This is a genomic window from Shewanella atlantica, from assembly GCF_003966265.1.
In the GTDB taxonomy this organism is placed as follows: domain Bacteria; phylum Pseudomonadota; class Gammaproteobacteria; order Enterobacterales; family Shewanellaceae; genus Shewanella; species Shewanella atlantica.
The window spans coordinates 149413-166141 of sequence record NZ_RXNV01000007.1; the positions used below are offsets into that span (position 1 = coordinate 149413).

Annotated in this window: 13 protein-coding genes; 9 read left to right on the forward strand and 4 right to left on the reverse strand. The window is 46.1% G+C overall.

Annotated elements, in window-relative coordinates; all coding sequences use genetic code 11:
- Positions 1 to 65 precede the first annotated feature (65 nt).
- Complete coding sequence (locus EKG39_RS15575; RefSeq protein ID WP_126506773.1) at positions 66 to 1337, reverse strand: lipopolysaccharide biosynthesis protein; 1272 nt, start codon at positions 1335 to 1337, stop codon at positions 66 to 68.
- A 234-nt stretch (positions 1338 to 1571) separates the two neighbouring features.
- Here EKG39_RS15575 and EKG39_RS15580 point away from each other — a divergent pair, with 234 nt between their 5' ends.
- From EKG39_RS15580 to EKG39_RS15620, 8 genes are all read left to right on the forward strand, one after another.
- Positions 1572 to 2645: an endonuclease/exonuclease/phosphatase family protein gene (locus tag EKG39_RS15580; protein ID WP_185817622.1), complete on the forward strand. Its 1074-nt coding sequence runs from the start codon at positions 1572 to 1574 to the stop codon at positions 2643 to 2645.
- A 126-nt stretch (positions 2646 to 2771) separates the two neighbouring features.
- Complete coding sequence (locus EKG39_RS15585) at positions 2772 to 4103, forward strand: BamA/TamA family outer membrane protein (RefSeq protein ID WP_126506775.1); 1332 nt, start codon at positions 2772 to 2774, stop codon at positions 4101 to 4103.
- A gap of 57 nt (positions 4104 to 4160) precedes the next feature.
- Entirely contained in the window at positions 4161 to 5087 is a 927-nt protein-coding gene (locus EKG39_RS15590) for a hypothetical protein (RefSeq protein WP_126506777.1), read from the forward strand.
- Positions 5088 to 5772: 685 nt separating this feature from the next.
- Positions 5773 to 5976, forward strand: coding sequence for a hypothetical protein (locus EKG39_RS15600; RefSeq protein WP_126506779.1), 204 nt, complete (start codon positions 5773 to 5775; stop codon positions 5974 to 5976).
- A gap of 509 nt (positions 5977 to 6485) precedes the next feature.
- Positions 6486 to 6974: a hypothetical protein gene (locus EKG39_RS15605; protein ID WP_126506781.1), complete on the forward strand. Its 489-nt coding sequence runs from the start codon at positions 6486 to 6488 to the stop codon at positions 6972 to 6974.
- Between the two features lie 320 nt (positions 6975 to 7294).
- Positions 7295 to 9184 (forward strand): HD domain-containing phosphohydrolase, encoded by a 1890-nt coding sequence (locus EKG39_RS15610; protein WP_126506782.1) that lies wholly within the window; start codon positions 7295 to 7297, stop codon positions 9182 to 9184.
- A gap of 125 nt (positions 9185 to 9309) precedes the next feature.
- Positions 9310 to 10305 carry an ABC transporter substrate-binding protein gene (locus tag EKG39_RS15615; RefSeq protein WP_126506784.1) on the forward strand — a complete coding sequence of 332 codons (996 nt, stop codon included), beginning with the start codon at positions 9310 to 9312 and terminating at the stop codon, positions 10303 to 10305.
- Between the two features lie 86 nt (positions 10306 to 10391).
- Positions 10392 to 11720: a diguanylate cyclase domain-containing protein gene (locus EKG39_RS15620; RefSeq protein ID WP_246028521.1), complete on the forward strand. Its 1329-nt coding sequence runs from the start codon at positions 10392 to 10394 to the stop codon at positions 11718 to 11720.
- A 101-nt stretch (positions 11721 to 11821) separates the two neighbouring features.
- On the opposite strand, the gene EKG39_RS15625 is transcribed toward EKG39_RS15620, so the two are convergent.
- The 3 genes from EKG39_RS15625 to EKG39_RS15635 form a co-directional block, all read right to left on the reverse strand.
- Positions 11822 to 12751: a DMT family transporter gene (locus EKG39_RS15625; RefSeq protein WP_126506786.1), complete on the reverse strand. Its 930-nt coding sequence runs from the start codon at positions 12749 to 12751 to the stop codon at positions 11822 to 11824.
- Between the two features lie 377 nt (positions 12752 to 13128).
- Entirely contained in the window at positions 13129 to 13371 is a 243-nt protein-coding gene (locus EKG39_RS15630; protein WP_126506788.1) for a ribosome alternative rescue factor ArfA, read from the reverse strand.
- Between the two features lie 152 nt (positions 13372 to 13523).
- A complete protein-coding gene (locus EKG39_RS15635; RefSeq protein ID WP_126506790.1) occupies positions 13524 to 14588 on the reverse strand; it encodes an MBL fold metallo-hydrolase in 1065 nt (354 codons plus the stop codon).
- A 545-nt stretch (positions 14589 to 15133) separates the two neighbouring features.
- Here EKG39_RS15635 and EKG39_RS15640 point away from each other — a divergent pair.
- Entirely contained in the window at positions 15134 to 16615 is a 1482-nt protein-coding gene (locus EKG39_RS15640) for a protein adenylyltransferase SelO (protein WP_126506792.1), read from the forward strand.
- The last annotated feature ends 114 nt before the right edge of the window (positions 16616 to 16729 follow it).

Sequence of the window (16729 nt, forward strand, 5' to 3'; positions counted from 1 at the left end):
TGAGCCAGAAAGGTTCAGGCACCTGATGTGGGAGTTACCAATTGGTATTACTACAGAGTCAAGAACTAGGTCGGGGTGACGCACTCGTCGCTACGTTTTAATACCCGGCTCTCTACTATGCTGGATAAAATGAACATCAACAGATAACCACTTCCCAGAGACAAGATCACCGCAACGACATTATCTGTAATTCTGCTGTAGATATAATAACTTCCAATCAAAGCTAAGATCCCGCTGAGTCTGATTAGCAGGCTCTGTGTGAACAAGCCATGGGCCTTGATGAAAGCTAACTGATAGGCGTTGAGCATCATAAACACGAAGAACATAGAGAAGTGCATCAGCACTGGTGCGGCTTTGCTGTATTGCTGAGGAAATACCCAGTTCACTATCTCATGGCTGTAAAACAGCATAAGCGTAAAGAAACAGGCGCTTATCGTTATGGCAAGCTTGTATACCCAATGCTTTATCTGTTTGATCTGTTCATGGTCTCCCTGACGCACACAGACTGCGAGTTCGGGAAAAACGAATCGATATATGGGGAAAACAAATAACAGGGTCAGGTATGCGATGATGGGCCTGACAACAACCTGAAAGTCACCCAGCTCATCTATGCTGAAGTGGCCGATGGTCATCAGGACGGTGATATAGATCATCAAGATACTTGCCCCCGCCTCGAGGGAGGCGGTAAAGCTTTTCTTCACGAAATTGCGTAGACCGGGATCCATATTTACCGAGCCCAAAGGCGTGGTTGCTACCTGCTTTCTTCGGTTAATAAACATGAAACCGGCCATGGTGATGGAGGAGAGCATCAAACTGTAAAACAGAGACGCGATGGCTGTCTGCTGCAGCAGGTAGAAGCAGGCGAGAAAAATCACTACCTGACTCAGTGGCTCCATCCATGTCACCCTGTTGGAGATGGTATACATACGGTACATGGCAATTTGATTGGTAAAATAGACCTTAAACCCCATCCCTAAGATGATCCCGACTAAGTGAAAGTACTCCACATCGATATGTAATTTATGCTTGATGTAGGGCAGCACGACTCCCCAGGTGAGCAAGACCATAGCGATTAAGCTGTAGCGAAAGATATTGGTGATATCTCTATCATTTTGAGTTTGGGAGTAGCTCACTACCATAGAGGAGCGAAATCCTGTCATCAGGATCAGCGACAATGAGATGATATCAACCACCGTGTGATAAAGCGCCAGATCTTCTTTGGCAACCCACTGTGCCAACCAGATTTTAAATCCGAAACCAATCGTAATACTGACGAGTGTTGCCCAGATCCCGGCAATAAAAGCACGTTTAACCCGTTCGATTGAAGTGACTTGCATGGGGTTCCTTGATGAGTGAGAAACTGAAATAAAAGAGGGGAGAATAAGAGTTTTCAATCTTAACGCGCAATGAATATCGTCAACAGCACCGCAATACAAAGATGTGACGGGTGTGCTCTCCCTGAAATTCTCTGGCAAAGGCAGGGAACTAATCAAAATTCAGACCGGACAATGGGGCTATTTCGATGTAACCTTACCTTATTCAATCAGTTGTAATCGAATTAAGGTTTCAGCTTGCAAAAACAATCGACCAATGGCTCAGAGACTTCTGAGTTTATCAAGATAGCGACCTTCAATCTGTTCAACTTTATTGAACCGCCAGGGGCATTCTATGAATTTGAAAATATCTATACTCAGGAGCAGTGGCAGAAGAAGCTGGACTGGATAGCGACTTACATAGATGAGCATCAGCCTGACGTCATTGGGTTTCAGGAGGTCTTTTCCCCCGACGCCCTGGCCCAATTAACCGAGCGTTGTGGCTTAAAATACTTCGCCGTATTAGATACCCCCGACGTGGTGGATGGCTTTATCTATAGTAAGCCGGTCGTTGCCATAGCATCACGTTATCCTATCACTGAGGTTCACAGTGTCACTGCGGGGGATGACTGGGCGTCTATGATGGGGTTATCGAGTGGCTTCGGTTTTAGTCGAAAACCACTGAGAGTGACCATCTCTCTGCCCAAATTAGGCCCCTGTGACTGTTACGTGGTGCACTTTAAATCTAAACGGCCACTATTCGATGCACAGGAGCTGGGCGAGCAGGCATCTCCAGCGAGGACACTTGACGGAAATCTTGGTCAGCTACTCTCCATCGAAGCATTGGCTCAATGGGGGGCCAGTATCCAAAGAGGCAGCGAGGCTGCGCTTCTGCGTTATGCCATGGTCGAACGCCGCACGCAAACGGGTAACCCTATGGTATTAATGGGGGATTTCAATGATATCTTAAATGATGGCGTGCTCAGTTCGTTGACCTCTGTCGATACCCGCATTAAGCCTGACCCTCTGTTGGGGGAGGTAGAGCATCAACTGCGAGATCACAGACTAAAAGATGCCTATGAACTCTACCAATCGACTCAGTACAGCCTCTCCTGTCAACAACGGCCAGCAACACACTATTACTTTGCTAAAGGCTCTGTGCTGGATTACATCTTGCTTTCGAGTGAGTTCGATAGCAAAAATAGTCGCAGCTTGGCCGAAGTTGGCAGGTATGAGACCTATGACAGGCACCTGATTAACCCGAGATTTGAGCGCGATAGTCAAAGTACCGACCATGCTCCAGTGATGATAACCATCTCAATTCGCCACTAATTCATTTGGATTTCCTGCATATCAGTTGCGCACCATATGTGGCTGTGGCAAGTTGAATAATCGTGGTTTTATTATTAATTTTCGTCGTTAACATGCCGTTGTTACTGAAGGGATTTCGGAGTACTTATGGGCAAGATAAAGATTATTGGTTCTGTCTGCACCGGCATTGTGTTGTGTGGTTATATTTTTCCCGGTCAACTGCAGGCCGCGCCTGCGGCAAATGTAAAAGCATCGGTTAACCGCACCGAAACGCCGGAGCGGGTAAAAGAGAGCCTGATATTGCCCTATCTTTTTAGTACCGAATCTATGGGGCTCAATTTGGGTATCGGCGGAATGCTGAGTGGTTATTATCAAGACCAAATGACCATAGGGGGAACCGTATTCGGTGGTGAGGTGAGTGAGGCGGTTGGAGGCGGCGTATGGAATTTTAAATTGCCTCGCACAGAACGCTTTTATCTCAGTGTCTACGGAATGCTGGGTTATTATCCGGATCAGCGAGCCTATGCCGGGAGCGGTATCATTCCGACACCCGGGTCTATCCCTCTGCCCGGCAGTAACGATTCAATTAATACCCAATACCTTGAAGCCGATGGAGCCTCAAATTGGTTCGATATAAAGTTAGAATATACCTTGCCCATAGGTGCCACAGCCGATAAAGGCTTAGTTGAATATAAGCTTAAGAATGGATTACTTATCTCTCCTCCCAGTGGCGGGGAGGTGTGGAACCCCTGGGAAAGTGGTGCAACGGTTATAGTGCTTCGTCAGTTTAATCGTTATCAGAGTTTCGAATTTGAGGAGGGGGATCTGGATGGGACGGTGCACGCTATCGAGTTGGGCCTGCTCTATGATAATACCGATTTTTCAATTAATCCCTCTACGGGTAGCAGTCAATACTTCTCGATCTCCCATGATGCAGCCTGGCTCGATTCAGATCATGAGTGGACCTTTATCAACCTCGACATGAGTAAGTACTTTTCCTTTGGTGAGTCAGAGTATGCTCATCAAAGAATATTGGCCCTCAACTTCTGGACCGGGTACTCACCTTCATGGTCATTAGAATATGCTGAAGATGGTAGCAGGCTGGTGACAGATAATGCGCCCTATAATGAGGGTGCAACCTTGGGGGGCTTCTATCGAATGCGAGGCTTCGATCAGAACCGTTTCCATGATAAGGCTGTTATCTATGGCAGCGCTGAATATCGATATACCCTGAAGTCTAATCCCGTTGAGTACGTGAACTGGCTTAAGTTTCTGAAGCTTGATTGGTTTCAGTTGGTGGGGTTTGTAGAGGCGGGCAGAGTCGGTGCCGAGTATAGTGCCGATGAGCTATTGACGGATATGAAATTTGATTTTGGTGTTTCCTTGAGGGCGTTAACGGCGGGGTTAGTCGTCAGGGCCGATATCGCTCACTCCAACGAAGGGACAAATACCTGGGTAATGGTCGATCACCCCTTCTAGAACATGGGTGTCAGATACCTACCTAACCCACGTAATTCTTAACCTTGAGTCGATATTATGCTTGATGCCATTTGTATGTTTGATGAAGATGAACCTGTCACCTATTCGGTGTTTAAGTTTCAAAAGCTCAGCGATGCCGATATCGAACGGTACCGGCAATCTCTTATCTGCCCGCAGTGTCATGGGAAAGCCTATTATCGTAAGGCATCGCTGGACGGTAAGGCCGCCTGTTTCGGCTCCCGCTATCATCAGGCGAATTGCAAAGAGTTTAAACCTTCACAGACTAAAGTGAGGGAGGAGCAAGATGCCATCGAAGTTAATCAGCTGGTGGTCGATAGTGACGCCTTGATCATCGACTTCACAAAACGTCCCGCGATTCATCATGCAGCTAAGGCAAGCTCTAATGCCGCCTCTAAGGAAAAATCGTTACAGGCTGCTCCAGAGCAGAGTGAGCTAAGAGAGGTCGAAGAACCCTACAAGGTGGATGTTGAGAGTGACAAAGCCGACATAAGCAAGACAGAAAGCAAGAGTCAGACTCAACTACCTAAGGACAAGCGTGTATCAACCCAGGGGCTGGAAAAGCTACTTCACAGCCTACTCAGAGGCAGTGAGTTGGCGGAGTCAGAGCTTTGGGTATATACCGATGATAAGTATCGTTGGCGTGCCAAAAATCTCTTCGTTAATTTTGCCGATGCAGAGCCGACAGAAAATGGTGCGCCGCGTATGTATTGGGGTACTGTTTCCCATATCGATAAAGCGATGCAGTGGCTTAACCCCTCTGACTGTCGGGATGTCGGTGTTCCTATAGAGGAGTTTCAGGATAGTTTATTTCAGAGATTCAATATCAAAGACCGCCGTGATATCGAAGGGGCAGGCATTATTCTATTTGGAAAGTGTTTCTTGAATAAGGATAAAACGAGAAAGATCATTCAGCTGTGGGGAAAAGACATTAGTCGGGTATTTATCTCTAAGCTTGATGATTAGGTTGTTTAATTTATTTTATCCCGGCTTCAAACACAAACGGGGCTCAGCGTTTAGCAAAATGAAAACACCAGTGCGAAAGATAGTCGCAAAATGAGAAAAAACTCGCAGCCTTATCTCTGGTTCAAGCGGAGCACCTAAGTTGCCCATTGAAATCCCACTTTCTCTCTGAAAAAAATTAAGTTTAATCCATCCCAGTAAAAACAGCCGGTTACCCGGCTTTTTCTTCGACCGTTTTGAGCAATAGCATATTATAATTAAGATGTTGTGGGCGAATATCACTCGCTTGGCATAGTAAATGCTTTTATCTGAATACTGGTTAGCATCCACAAGTTTTACTTGAGGTGCTAATGACTGATACCAATCAGTATAAGAAAGTGATCTACTCAGCGTATTTTTTGGCAACTAATTCAAGGCGAATGGATGATGGAATGGTTGTTCCCTTGTGAGGCCATACAACGCAGAAGTAGGCAGCCAAAAACACGCCTAACAGGCGAGTTTTAGCGCATCCGATGCTGTGTTAACGAGCTTGAACGTAGAACAACTATGCTCTTCACTCGTTGCAAACAACATGGATGTTGTGAATGCCCTTTATGCAGGAGCAATAAAGGGCCTTGCCTCAGAAGCGCTAAATTCTCGCTGAGCGATCACATCTTTATACTGATTGGTATAACCTGAGGAAAAGATTATGTCTTATACAGCACCAGCGCCAAAGCAACTTAACTTTACGGTTAACCAACATTTATATCAAACCTCCAACCACTATCGTTGCAGAGTCGACTACGTCATTAAGTTGTTGGGGAGTCAAGAGATGGCCGCCAATCATCAATGTCTAAACTACAGGGCGGATGTCATCAATGAGGAGAAAGACTTTGTGCTTGGATATAACTAAATCTCAATTATGAGGAATCGAGAGGCGTGGAATGAGAGGGGCTAGGAATAGAGGGATGAGCTAGCAGGATTAAATTTATAGATTCGTTCCTCCCACTTTTTCCGCTTCCTCCAATGACACACTCATTAAAACTGGCATACCCTATTCAGAGAGGGACGCTTTTATGAACTTTGGAGTAAATCGTGACTTTCCAAAGTATATCAGTCGAACATATGCCTTTCTGATTTCAGCTTAAAACAGAGGAATTCTCTGCGGATTTCAACTCAATTATCACGCCTGTTTGCCATTCTGAGCATCTATAGCGGTTAGCACTGCTTGTTAGTCGGCTATTTCGAGTTAACTTATTGGGCTATAAAGCTAAAATTCAACATTATTTGAAACCAACTCTGGATGTTTATTATTCATTGAGCTACCTTGGTCGGCAATATTTTTGAGTGTCAGTCAATAGGGCTTGGCTTTTATCGGCCCGAGTCTATCTTAAGCCGATTATGCTTCAACATGGAGATTCTATGCCTTCTAGTTTAGTTAAGCTTGCCGTTACCTCCTGCACCCTTCTGGCTATCGGCTGCGGGATCGGGATAAGCGCATACCTTAATTCTGAACATAGTGAAAACCATGATCATCTAATACCTTTAGTTATGGGGTCTTGGGTCAAGATCCCCGGTTTTTGTGAAGGAAAAACGACTTATGTTGAGCAGATAGATATATTGAATCGGCAGTCGATGACGATGAAAGGGGAAACCCTGGAGATCGTGAACTTTCAGTTGTCCAATACCTCTCCAATTAAGTTACAGTGTGAACCCATAGGTGAGGTGGAACTGTTTGCTCAGACCTCATTTATCGCCGACAAGTTTTCTCGTTTCTATGTGGGAGAAGTCGCCGGTTACTCAGTGATGAAAGAGGTCAGTCCTACCGGAGAGTTGTGGTTTAAGTTTGATCGTAGGCTGCAAAAGAAGCTACAAGCGATGAATAAAATAAATAACCGAGCAAGAATATAGGGCTTATTTCTATGAACGGATAAACTCGATAGTCATCAATCCTCATCCATATCTATTTTCCTTATTCCCTCATTTATTCGCATGCTCATGCCCCTTCATTAAATTTTTCATGTAGTTATGTAATTAATTTTTAGTCTTTATACCAGGCCCTGGATATTCGCTTTTTTGGTAAAGCTTCGAGCTTATCTCAGGGGGGCGGATTAGTGGCCTAAAACTACTTTGTGAACTAGATTTAAGGAGGTAGCAAATCGATCCTGTTTAGGTTATCGAGGGCCACCATTATGGAGAACCTGGCAATATCACAAGGATAGGAGTGGACCTTGATATTCAGTGACCGAGTCGGCGATAGGGATAAACGCTTTTCTGGTTTTAATCGACTGGTTCGGGCCCGTTTTTTTGCGTTATTTGTTCCCCTTACCCTGCTCAATATTGCCGCATTAATGCTGGCAAACTCCCTCTTTATCAATGTTGAACAAGTTAAGCAGCAGGCCTTGGTTCAAGCAGCTATAGAGGTAGGCACCAACTTAGCTCAACATGATCTAGCAACGGTCATGTCACACCTCGAGTTTTTAACCGCCAGTGAACATGTTGAAAGCTTTTTGAATAATGGAATCGATGACAGTAAAGCGCATATCGAAAGGGAGTTTCTGAATTTAGCTAATACCAGTCAACTTTATGATCAAATCCGCCTTATCGCTCCCTCCGGAATGGAACTGGTAAGGATCGATTACTTCGATGGCCAAGCGGTCCCGGTTGTCCCCGAGCTGTTGCAAGACAAGTCAAAGCGTTACTACTTTCAGGAAGCGGTCGCGATTACCACTGATAAGATGTATATCTCGGCGCTCGATCTCAATGTGGAAAATGGCGTTATCGAGCAGCCCCTGAAACCTATGATCCGATTTGCTAAGCCACTTAGAGATGAAAATGGGGAGTTAAGAGGGGTTATTGTTCTAAACTATTTCGCCAATTTATTACTCGACAAGTTCAGGAACCAGATGATGTTTGCTCCGGGAGAGGGGGCGCTGTTGAATAAGGATGGCTACTGGCTATCGAGTCAGGATCCCTCTCAGGAGTGGGGTTTTATGCTCGAACATAAGCAGAGTTTCGGATTAGAGAGTCCGGAGCTTTGGCAGGCCATATCCCTTGCTGAGAAGGGCAGTGTTGAGAATTCAAATGGCCTGGTTACCTTCGCTACTGTGCACCCCATCAAAGACATCAATAAAAAAGTGGCCAACAGGGACCATTTTATCGATGAGTGGCGGATCATCATAGTGAATACCAATTGGGGATTAGGCCCAACCTTGGTCTTATCTAAGATGAAGTTCTTGTACCCGGCTTTAATCATCTACCCAATAGGCTTAATTCTTATCTGGTTTTGGGCCAGAGCTTCAGTCGGGCGAAAGTGTGCCGAGCTGAAACTGAAAAACCTCAACAATACATTGAAACTCAGGGTCGCGGAGCGAACGAAGGAGCTAGCCGTTATCAAGGATGTGACGATTCTCAGTATGGCGACGCTGGCCGAGACTCGAGACAACGAAACCGGACAACATCTCAGACGGACACAGACCTATGTAAAACTGCTGGCACAAGAGTTACAAAAACATCCAGATTTTCAAGATATTCTGTCGGAAAAAACCATAGACCTGTTGTATAAGTCTGCGCCACTCCATGACATAGGTAAGGTGGGAATACCCGATGAAATCTTATTGAAACCGGCAAAACTGAGCGATTTTGAATTCGAGATAATGAAGCGGCATACGACCTATGGCAGTAATGCGATTAGCTCATCCATCAACACGCTAACCCATGAGCTGACGGAAAATGATGGCCCTACATTTTTACAATTTGCTCAGGACATTGCCCATTATCATCATGAAAAGTGGGATGGTAGCGGTTATCCCAATGGTTTGTCAGGAGATGATATTCCCGTTGCCGCTCGGATCATGGCGATTGCCGATGTATTCGATGCGCTCTCATGTAAGCGGGTTTATAAAGAAGCCTTCGGTCGCGATAAGACTGAAACCATAATGTTTGAAGGTAGCGGTACCCATTTTGATCCAAGAATGATCGATGCCTTTAGCAGGATCAGTGAGTCATTCTGGGAGGTCAAAGCCTTGTTTGAGGATGACCCTCCAGAAGTCACTAATGGCTGCATCGAACGTTTTCCGGTGGAATACGCTCAACTCATCAGTATGGGGCAGGGGATCTGATAGTGCAGACGAGCTCTGTCATCTTATCTTTAACGGACTTTTGTCTAGCGAAGTGAGGAATAAGCACTCACTGATTTACTGAACTACAATTTGAAGTGAACTCTAGTTTCAGCATAGGTATGGGAATGATAAAGAAACTGTCGTTGATTTTAGCCTTTGTTGGGATCGCTATATATCTTGTCGTGGCTTCACAAATTGAAACTCCAAAGGAGCAATATGTTGCACCGATTAAGATAGCTATGTCGACGACGCCTCTGAGTTCACCGTTAATTATCGCTCAAAAGTTATCACTGTTTGAAAAGCATCAGGTTCACGTAGAGCTATTGCCAGTCAGAGGCGGGCACAGGAGCTTTAGCATGATGACCGATGGAGAGGTGGATCTGGCGACCAGCTCCGGATCTGTGGTGATGTTTAATAGCTTTTTGCGTAAAGATTTCACCGTGTTAGCCAGTTTTGTCGAGTCGGATAATGATCTCAAACTTATCACATTAAAAAGCTCATCCATAACAGAGGCTAAATTATTGGAGGGGAAAAATGTGGGAATGATTGAATCCAGCGCCAGTGAGTTTTTTATCTATGCCTACATGATCCTGACCGGCAATAAAGAGGTCAAATTTAACCGGGTATTTATGGATGCGTCTGATTTAGGCCCAGCGTTACTGTCAGGGAAAGTCGATGCCATCTCAATTTGGGAGCCTTTAGGTTATCAGCTCAATAAAGAATATGGCGAGCAAATCAGCCAGTTCCAGACGAAGGGAATATATAACCTCTCCTTTAATTTGATTGCTAAAAAAGCAACATTAGAAAGTAGCCTGGAATCCTATGTGAAAGTTCTGGCTGCCATCGATGAGGCACAAAACTATATTGCCGAACACCCGAAGAGAGCTAAGAGTATCGTCAGTGACTTTCTTAATATTCCGGTGACAGAGCTTGAATGGGGCTGGAGCGATTATCTGTTCAGGCTCTCCTTGAGTAACGTGTTGCTGTCCAACCTGCAGACTCAGGCAAGATGGGCGATAGCAACGGACTCAGTTACCGACACGAACGGGATGCCTGACTTCAGGCTGTTAATCGATGGCCGGGCGCTGGAGCGGGCGGGAAATACCGATACACATCTATAAATACTACACCTTTGCAGCCTTGATTATCTTAGTGGAAAAGTCAGACAAGCTAAGGGGGCAAGATAGTTAATTAAATTGGCAGGAAGATGAAAGTAACCCTACGTCTTAAAATATTACTGATATTGAGTCTGATGCTGACGAGTGTCATCTTGCTCTCTTTTGTCACGCTTAAAGAGGTACAGATGCAGACCAATTCGCAGTTGCATCGGGTCAGCGATATTGAGCACAAAATTGATTATCTCAGTGGCAGGCTCTGGTTGTTGCAGCAGTATCATGACGAGGATGCGCTGTCGCAGACCCGCAGCGCCCATGAAGAGCTTAAGCTGCTATTGGCTCAGAAGTTGTTTACTGAAAATAATAAAAACACCATAGTCGCCAACCTGAATAGAATGAACGCTAGCATAGGTACCCTGCTCGACCTGTCCCAGAATGATCTTGAATCTCAGTTTAGCCATGGGATCACCTCGCCTGCCGGTATGCTTTCGGCTCGATATAGCATGACACTTCAGTCGATGAACGAAGATCTGGGGAAGTTGGAACGATTAGCAATCAAGGATTCAGAGATATCACAGCGAAAAATACTATTTGCAGTGATATTACTGATGGTAGTCGGCTCGGCGGTGGTCATGGCTTTAACTCTGTTTACCTTAAAGACCTTTAATACCAACCTCAACGCACTAACCGTAGGAATAAAAGATCTGGCTAAGGGCAACCTCAATAGTCGAATAGAGGTCAAGGATACCGATGAGCTTTCGGTGCTCGCGGAGCAATTTAACTTAATGAAACGCTCTCTGGAGGAGACGACAATTAAGAAAGAGCAGTTACAACTCGAGGTCGATCGTCAAACCAAAGAGTTGCAGCAACAGCGCGAAGAGTTCGAACAGCTGGCTAATCATGACGGTTTGACCAAACTATACAGCCGGAGTGCCTTTGAGGAGCAGATGAAAACGGCATTGGCTCGTTGCGGCCGGACAAAACAGAGTGCAGCTTTGCTATTTATCGATCTCGACCGATTTAAAAGTATTAATGATAGCCATGGTCATGCAGCGGGTGACGCAGTCTTGATCAAGGTCGCGCAGAAGTTGTTACGGACAGTTCGTTCATCGGATATTATTGCCAGGATAGGAGGGGATGAATTTATTATCTGGCTGGAACCTATCGAGAATGCCTCTCAGGTGATAACCGTCATCCACAAATTGACCGAAGAGTTAGCCTTACCCATTCAATATCAAGAGCTTAATTTATTGGTTGATGCCAGTATCGGTGTGAGCTTCTTCCCTATCGATGCTACAGACCTGAGTAGCTTATTAAAAGTTGCCGATGACAATATGTATAAAGCGAAGGAGATGGATGGCACCACTTTCCAGCTGACCAACAAGGCAACTGTAGGACTCTCCGATGCCAAGATGGCTTAAGAAATAGGTTCTGGAAGCTAGGAGCTAGAAGTTAGAAGCTAGAAGCTAGAAGCTAGAACCGAGTACCTAGAACCGAGTACCTAGAACTTAGAACCTAGAATCTAGGATCTAGCCCCTACATCTGACTTTTTTAACAAGCTCTTCAATTTTTCACCAAACTGGTACAGGGCTAGGCCTGCGAGGACGAACAGGGCGCCGATGATTAAGGTCTCTGTGATCATTTCGCCATTTAATGTGGCGCCTAATGTCATGGCAAAAATCGGTGTTATCAAGGTCACCAGAGCCACGGTGCTGGCTTTAAGGTTCTGCAGTACATAGAAGTAGGCAATAAATCCAATCAGAGAGCCGAACACGCCAAGATAGACAATGGCCCAGATAGATTTTGCCTGCCAGGTCTCGACAGGCAGAGTCCCGTCAAATAGTAACCAGGCGAGAGTGAACAGGGGCGTTGAAAATAGCAGGGCTCCGACTGTGTTTGCTATGGGGTGGATGTTAATTTTTACCGTTTTTATCAAGACGCCACTCAGGCTGAAAAGAAAAACGGCGGCCAATACCAATACCAGGCCAATCCAGCTATCGGAATTTAAGGATAATTTCGATGAGCAAACGATACCCAGACCAATGAATGCCATGGCCAGAGACAGTAACTTTGTCGGTCCGAATTTTGGTTCATCGAGGAGTTTCTGAGCTAATATTCCCGAGATTAACGGTGACAGACCGAAGATGAGTGACATAGTACCCGATGCTAAATATCGCGCGGCAAAATAGCTCAGTAACATGCCGCCGACGATACCAATGCTCGAGAAGCCATATAACTTGAAAGCGGTTTTAGTCCAGGGTAAGCGGATGCGAAAAAGGACCAGAAGCAGGCTGCCTAATACCAAGGCTAGCAACATACGCAATAACACGGCCATGGTCGGGTGAACTGAGGCACTGCTCCAGACGATACCCAGAGGCGTCGTTGACCAGATGAGAACGACCGATAAAAAAGCGAACGGTACCATCTTCGGCAGTGGAGCTGGGTTCTGCATTACTGTTAACTCCTCATCTACTTGTCTGATCCACAGAGCAAGCGGGAAATGGCTTCAGGTTTTAGTCAAAGCTATGTCTTAGTCAAAGAGAGTATCGAGCTATCTTGAAGGGAGGACTCTGATGCGGTGACAGTCTTATGGCTTAGCTCTTGTGGTTTAGTTATCTTTCACTGTTAGATAGCTCGGTAATACTGCTGTTCGAGGCGATAACTGTCAACCTTTCTCTGTTGAGGGCCGGTGGTTTTTCTTCATTACGTTTATGGAGTATATGGGGTTGCGAGAGTGAGTTATGGAGGATTGATGAGACTGGCAAAAAGTCTAAAGGGTATATGCTGAAATTGGGCTAATGCAGAGGAAGGTGTCCTGACTAAATTTTATCAGAAAGCCAAAGACGAAAATCGAAAGGTCGAAAAATGAATGACTAAAAAGTCAAAAGGGGCAAAGCCCTTCAGCTTATGCCCCTTTTGTTTGCGGTTATATGAACCTTTGCCTTTCTTCGGTCTTTCGGTTCTCATCTTAAATAATTCACTGGTGACCAAAGCTTTTAGTGCATTGTCTTTAATTGTGCCTCGTTTGCTATCGTGCTCGATATGCGATGAGGACTTTCGATGTTTTGCCATCGCTTACTCCTGTGACTTTATCTGGTGTTGCTCTATCTTGTTCTCAGTAAGAACGCCCGATACTCTCCGGTCATGGGAGACTATCGGGCGCCACTATAGAATAAATCTGTCTATTTAGTAAACAGTTTTATTGCATTTAACGGATAAAAAAGTTAAACCTCATTCTCATTTCGACCCGAACTTGCAATTAACGGGTAACCCAGCTCCCGCCATAGATTCAGGCCGCGATCCAGCGCGACTGCACGTAAGAATCCCATCTCTCTCAAGGTTGAGGTGGCTAACACCGAGATCTTACCGTACTCACAATAGACGGCGATACGCCGGGTTGGATCGGGCAGTAGTTCATTAACCCGCAGTTCTAACTGTCCTCTGGGGATATGAATTGCACCGGATATATGTCCCTCATCAAAAGCCTCTCGTTCGCGTACATCGAGTAAGAGGAACTTAGGTGATATCGATTGGCTATAACGCAGCACCTGCTCCAATGAGACAAATGAGATCTTGTTTGCGGCATCACTGATAAACTGTTCGACAGTTTTCCCGCCGCTTAAATTCGTGCGTAACGACTCGGTCAGCTGGCTCGGCATCTTAAGATCGAGTGCTCGCATCTGGGCGATAAACTCAACCCTGTCTTTCTTTTGCAGTCTTGGGTTATTAGAAAGTTCCTCCCCTATGCTGCTATGGGTCCGCTCCGAGTAGGCATGGGCCGGATAGACTTTCAGATCGGCAGAGAGTTTGAGTAAACCATTAAAGAGACTGTCGTATAGCTGCTCGGGGTCACCGGTAGGGAGATCGGTTCGCCCGGTTCCACCTAAGAGCAGTGTGTCTCCTGTAAACACCCTATCCTTCACCACGATACATATAGAGTCTGCAGTATGGCCGGGGGTGTGCATTATGGTAAGTCTGAGTTTGCCGACTATGACTATTTCGCCGTCATCGACGTACATATCGACGAAGGGGGCAGGGCTATTGCAATGCATGATAACGGGGACTTTCAGCTGCTTTGCAAGCAGCTTACTCGCCGAAAAATGGTCTGCATGGGTGTGAGTGTCCAGCAGGTAGTGAATGGCCAGTCCATCATGACTGGCCAAGCCCAGATAGTGCTCCATCTGGCTTATCTCGGGGTCTATGATGATTGCCGAGTTAGTTTCACTACAGCCGATTAAGTAAGATTGACAGCCACGTTCAGTGCGGATCCGGTGAAATATCATCGACATACTCTTGTCTCCTGTAGATATTTGTCGACCTAAATTGAGCTTAAATATTACTGAGTTAACATCTTGTTGAATTTAAATATAGTCGATAGTGGGAGACTCAAGAGGGAAAATGTTTCGGAAAGTCAGTTCGTTGAAGACAAGATAGCGGGCTACGAGCTACGAGCTACGAGCTACGAGCTACGGGCTACGGGTTACGGGCTTCGAGCCAGGAGCTAGGGGCGTTATTGCAGCAGTGGGGCATTATCCATGTAGGAGCGGCTTTAGCCGCGAAGCTTTAAGAGGCGAATAGTAATAAGCTGTAAGTTAATTATCCATGTAGGAGCGGCTTTAGCCGCGAAGCTTTTGGGCTCGTCATTATGAACTCCGTCTTTGTAAAGAGCAGTATCTATGGTTTTGATTGTTGCTCTTTAATGATTCTATGGCTTGAAAATAAGGTGATATGGATCACGTTTTATTCTCCTTCTTTCATCAATTGGGTTAAAGTAGGGGGATGAGTATCAAAGATACACTATCTCGACCACGCGTCGATCACACGGACATAAACGATGAGCAGCATGGAAATAGACCTGGGTTTAATATTCGACAACAGTTATGCACAAGAGCTGGAAGGTTTTTATGATGCTTGCCTGGGGGATAAGGCGCCGAGCCCCGAATTAGTGAAGTTAAATGCATCCCTGGCAGAGAGCGTTGGCCTGACCAATACCGACTCCGGGGAGTTAGCTCAAGTGTTTTCGGGGAGTGATGCACCAATTGGCGCATCACCATTGGCACAGGTCTATGCCGGACACCAGTTCGGTGGCTTTACTCCTCAATTGGGGGATGGTCGTGCACTCCTGCTGGGGGAGGTACTGGATAAAGAGGGCAAGCGACTCGATCTGCAGCTTAAAGGTTCGGGCCCGACAAAGTTTTCACGCCGTGGTGACGGTAAGGCGGTACTGGGCGCCGTACTGCGCGAGTATATATTGAGTGAGGCTATGCATGCCCTCAATATTCCTACGACCAGAGCATTAGCCGTCGTTACTACCGGTGAGCCTGTAATGCGAACTCAGTTTCTACCCGGCGCCGTGCTTACCCGCATCGCATCGAGTCATCTGCGTGTCGGTACATTTCAATTTTTCTCCGCTCGTGGTGAGCAAGACAAGGTTAAGCAACTTGCCGATTACGCGATAGCACGTCACTACCCAGAGCTGAAAGAGAGTCAGCAGCCTTATCTGGATCTCCTCTGCGCGGTTCGGGATAAACAGGCAGAGTTAGTTGCCAAGTGGTTACTCGTCGGCTTCGTACATGGTGTGATGAATACTGACAATATGACCATCAGCGGTGAAACCATAGATTATGGTCCCTGTGCCTTCATGGATAACTATGATACCAATGCCGTATTTAGCTCCATCGATGAGCAGGGGCGCTACTCCTATAACAATCAACCAGTTATAGCGCAGTGGAACCTGGCGAGGTTAGCGGAAACCTTATTGCCATTGATAGATGTTGATAGAGACGAGGCGATAGCCCAAGCAACCGAAGCGGTGACAGGATTCTGGGAAACCTTCCATAGATCTTGGCTGGCAGGCATGCGAGCCAAGTTAGGCTTATCGACCATGCAGGAGAGCGATTTAGCACTGTGCGAGCAGTTACTCGAGACCATGTCTGGGCAAGAGGTGGACTTTACCCAGCTGTTTCGACAACTTGCCGGTGATTTAGCAAGTGGCAGCAGTGAAAGCCAAACCCTGTTTAAAGATGCCGGGAAGTTTCTTTTGTGGCGAGAGTCCTGGTTAGCGCGTCTTGAGCAAGAGAGCCTGTCGACACCTGAGCACGTAGAGTTGATGAATGGGGCTAATCCGCTCTATATTCCCAGAAATCACCTGGTTGAAGATGCCATCGATGCCGCCGAGCAAAACGGAGATCTTCAGCCATTTGAGAAACTGCTCGCCGTGCTCGCCAGCCCTTATACTCCACAGGTCGACGCCGACGATTACACTAAGCCGGCGCCCGAGGGTTTTGGCCGCTACACGACATATTGCGGTACTTAAATCGTGAGGTTCAGTGCCCGGGTCTTAAAGCCCGGTCTCATAAGGCCAGATTTATGCAGAAAAGCTCACGCAGACAAGCTTAAGTAGCTCAGGTCGGCAGCATCATTAAATTAT

Coding starts and splice junctions, on each gene's coding strand:
- EKG39_RS15575 (WP_126506773.1), bottom strand. CDS start 1,337: ATGCAAGTCACTTCAATCGAACGGGTTAAACGTGCTTTTATTGCCGGG.
- EKG39_RS15585 (WP_126506775.1), top strand. CDS start 2,772: ATGGGCAAGATAAAGATTATTGGTTCTGTCTGCACCGGCATTGTGTTG.
- EKG39_RS15590 (WP_126506777.1), top strand. CDS start 4,161: ATGCTTGATGCCATTTGTATGTTTGATGAAGATGAACCTGTCACCTAT.
- EKG39_RS15600 (WP_126506779.1), top strand. CDS start 5,773: ATGTCTTATACAGCACCAGCGCCAAAGCAACTTAACTTTACGGTTAAC.
- EKG39_RS15605 (WP_126506781.1), top strand. CDS start 6,486: ATGCCTTCTAGTTTAGTTAAGCTTGCCGTTACCTCCTGCACCCTTCTG.
- EKG39_RS15615 (WP_126506784.1), top strand. CDS start 9,310: ATGATAAAGAAACTGTCGTTGATTTTAGCCTTTGTTGGGATCGCTATA.
- EKG39_RS15620 (WP_246028521.1), top strand. CDS start 10,392: ATGAAAGTAACCCTACGTCTTAAAATATTACTGATATTGAGTCTGATG.
- EKG39_RS15625 (WP_126506786.1), bottom strand. CDS start 12,751: ATGCAGAACCCAGCTCCACTGCCGAAGATGGTACCGTTCGCTTTTTTA.
- EKG39_RS15630 (WP_126506788.1), bottom strand. CDS start 13,371: ATGGCAAAACATCGAAAGTCCTCATCGCATATCGAGCACGATAGCAAA.
- EKG39_RS15635 (WP_126506790.1), bottom strand. CDS start 14,588: ATGTCGATGATATTTCACCGGATCCGCACTGAACGTGGCTGTCAATCT.
- EKG39_RS15640 (WP_126506792.1), top strand. CDS start 15,134: ATGAGCAGCATGGAAATAGACCTGGGTTTAATATTCGACAACAGTTAT.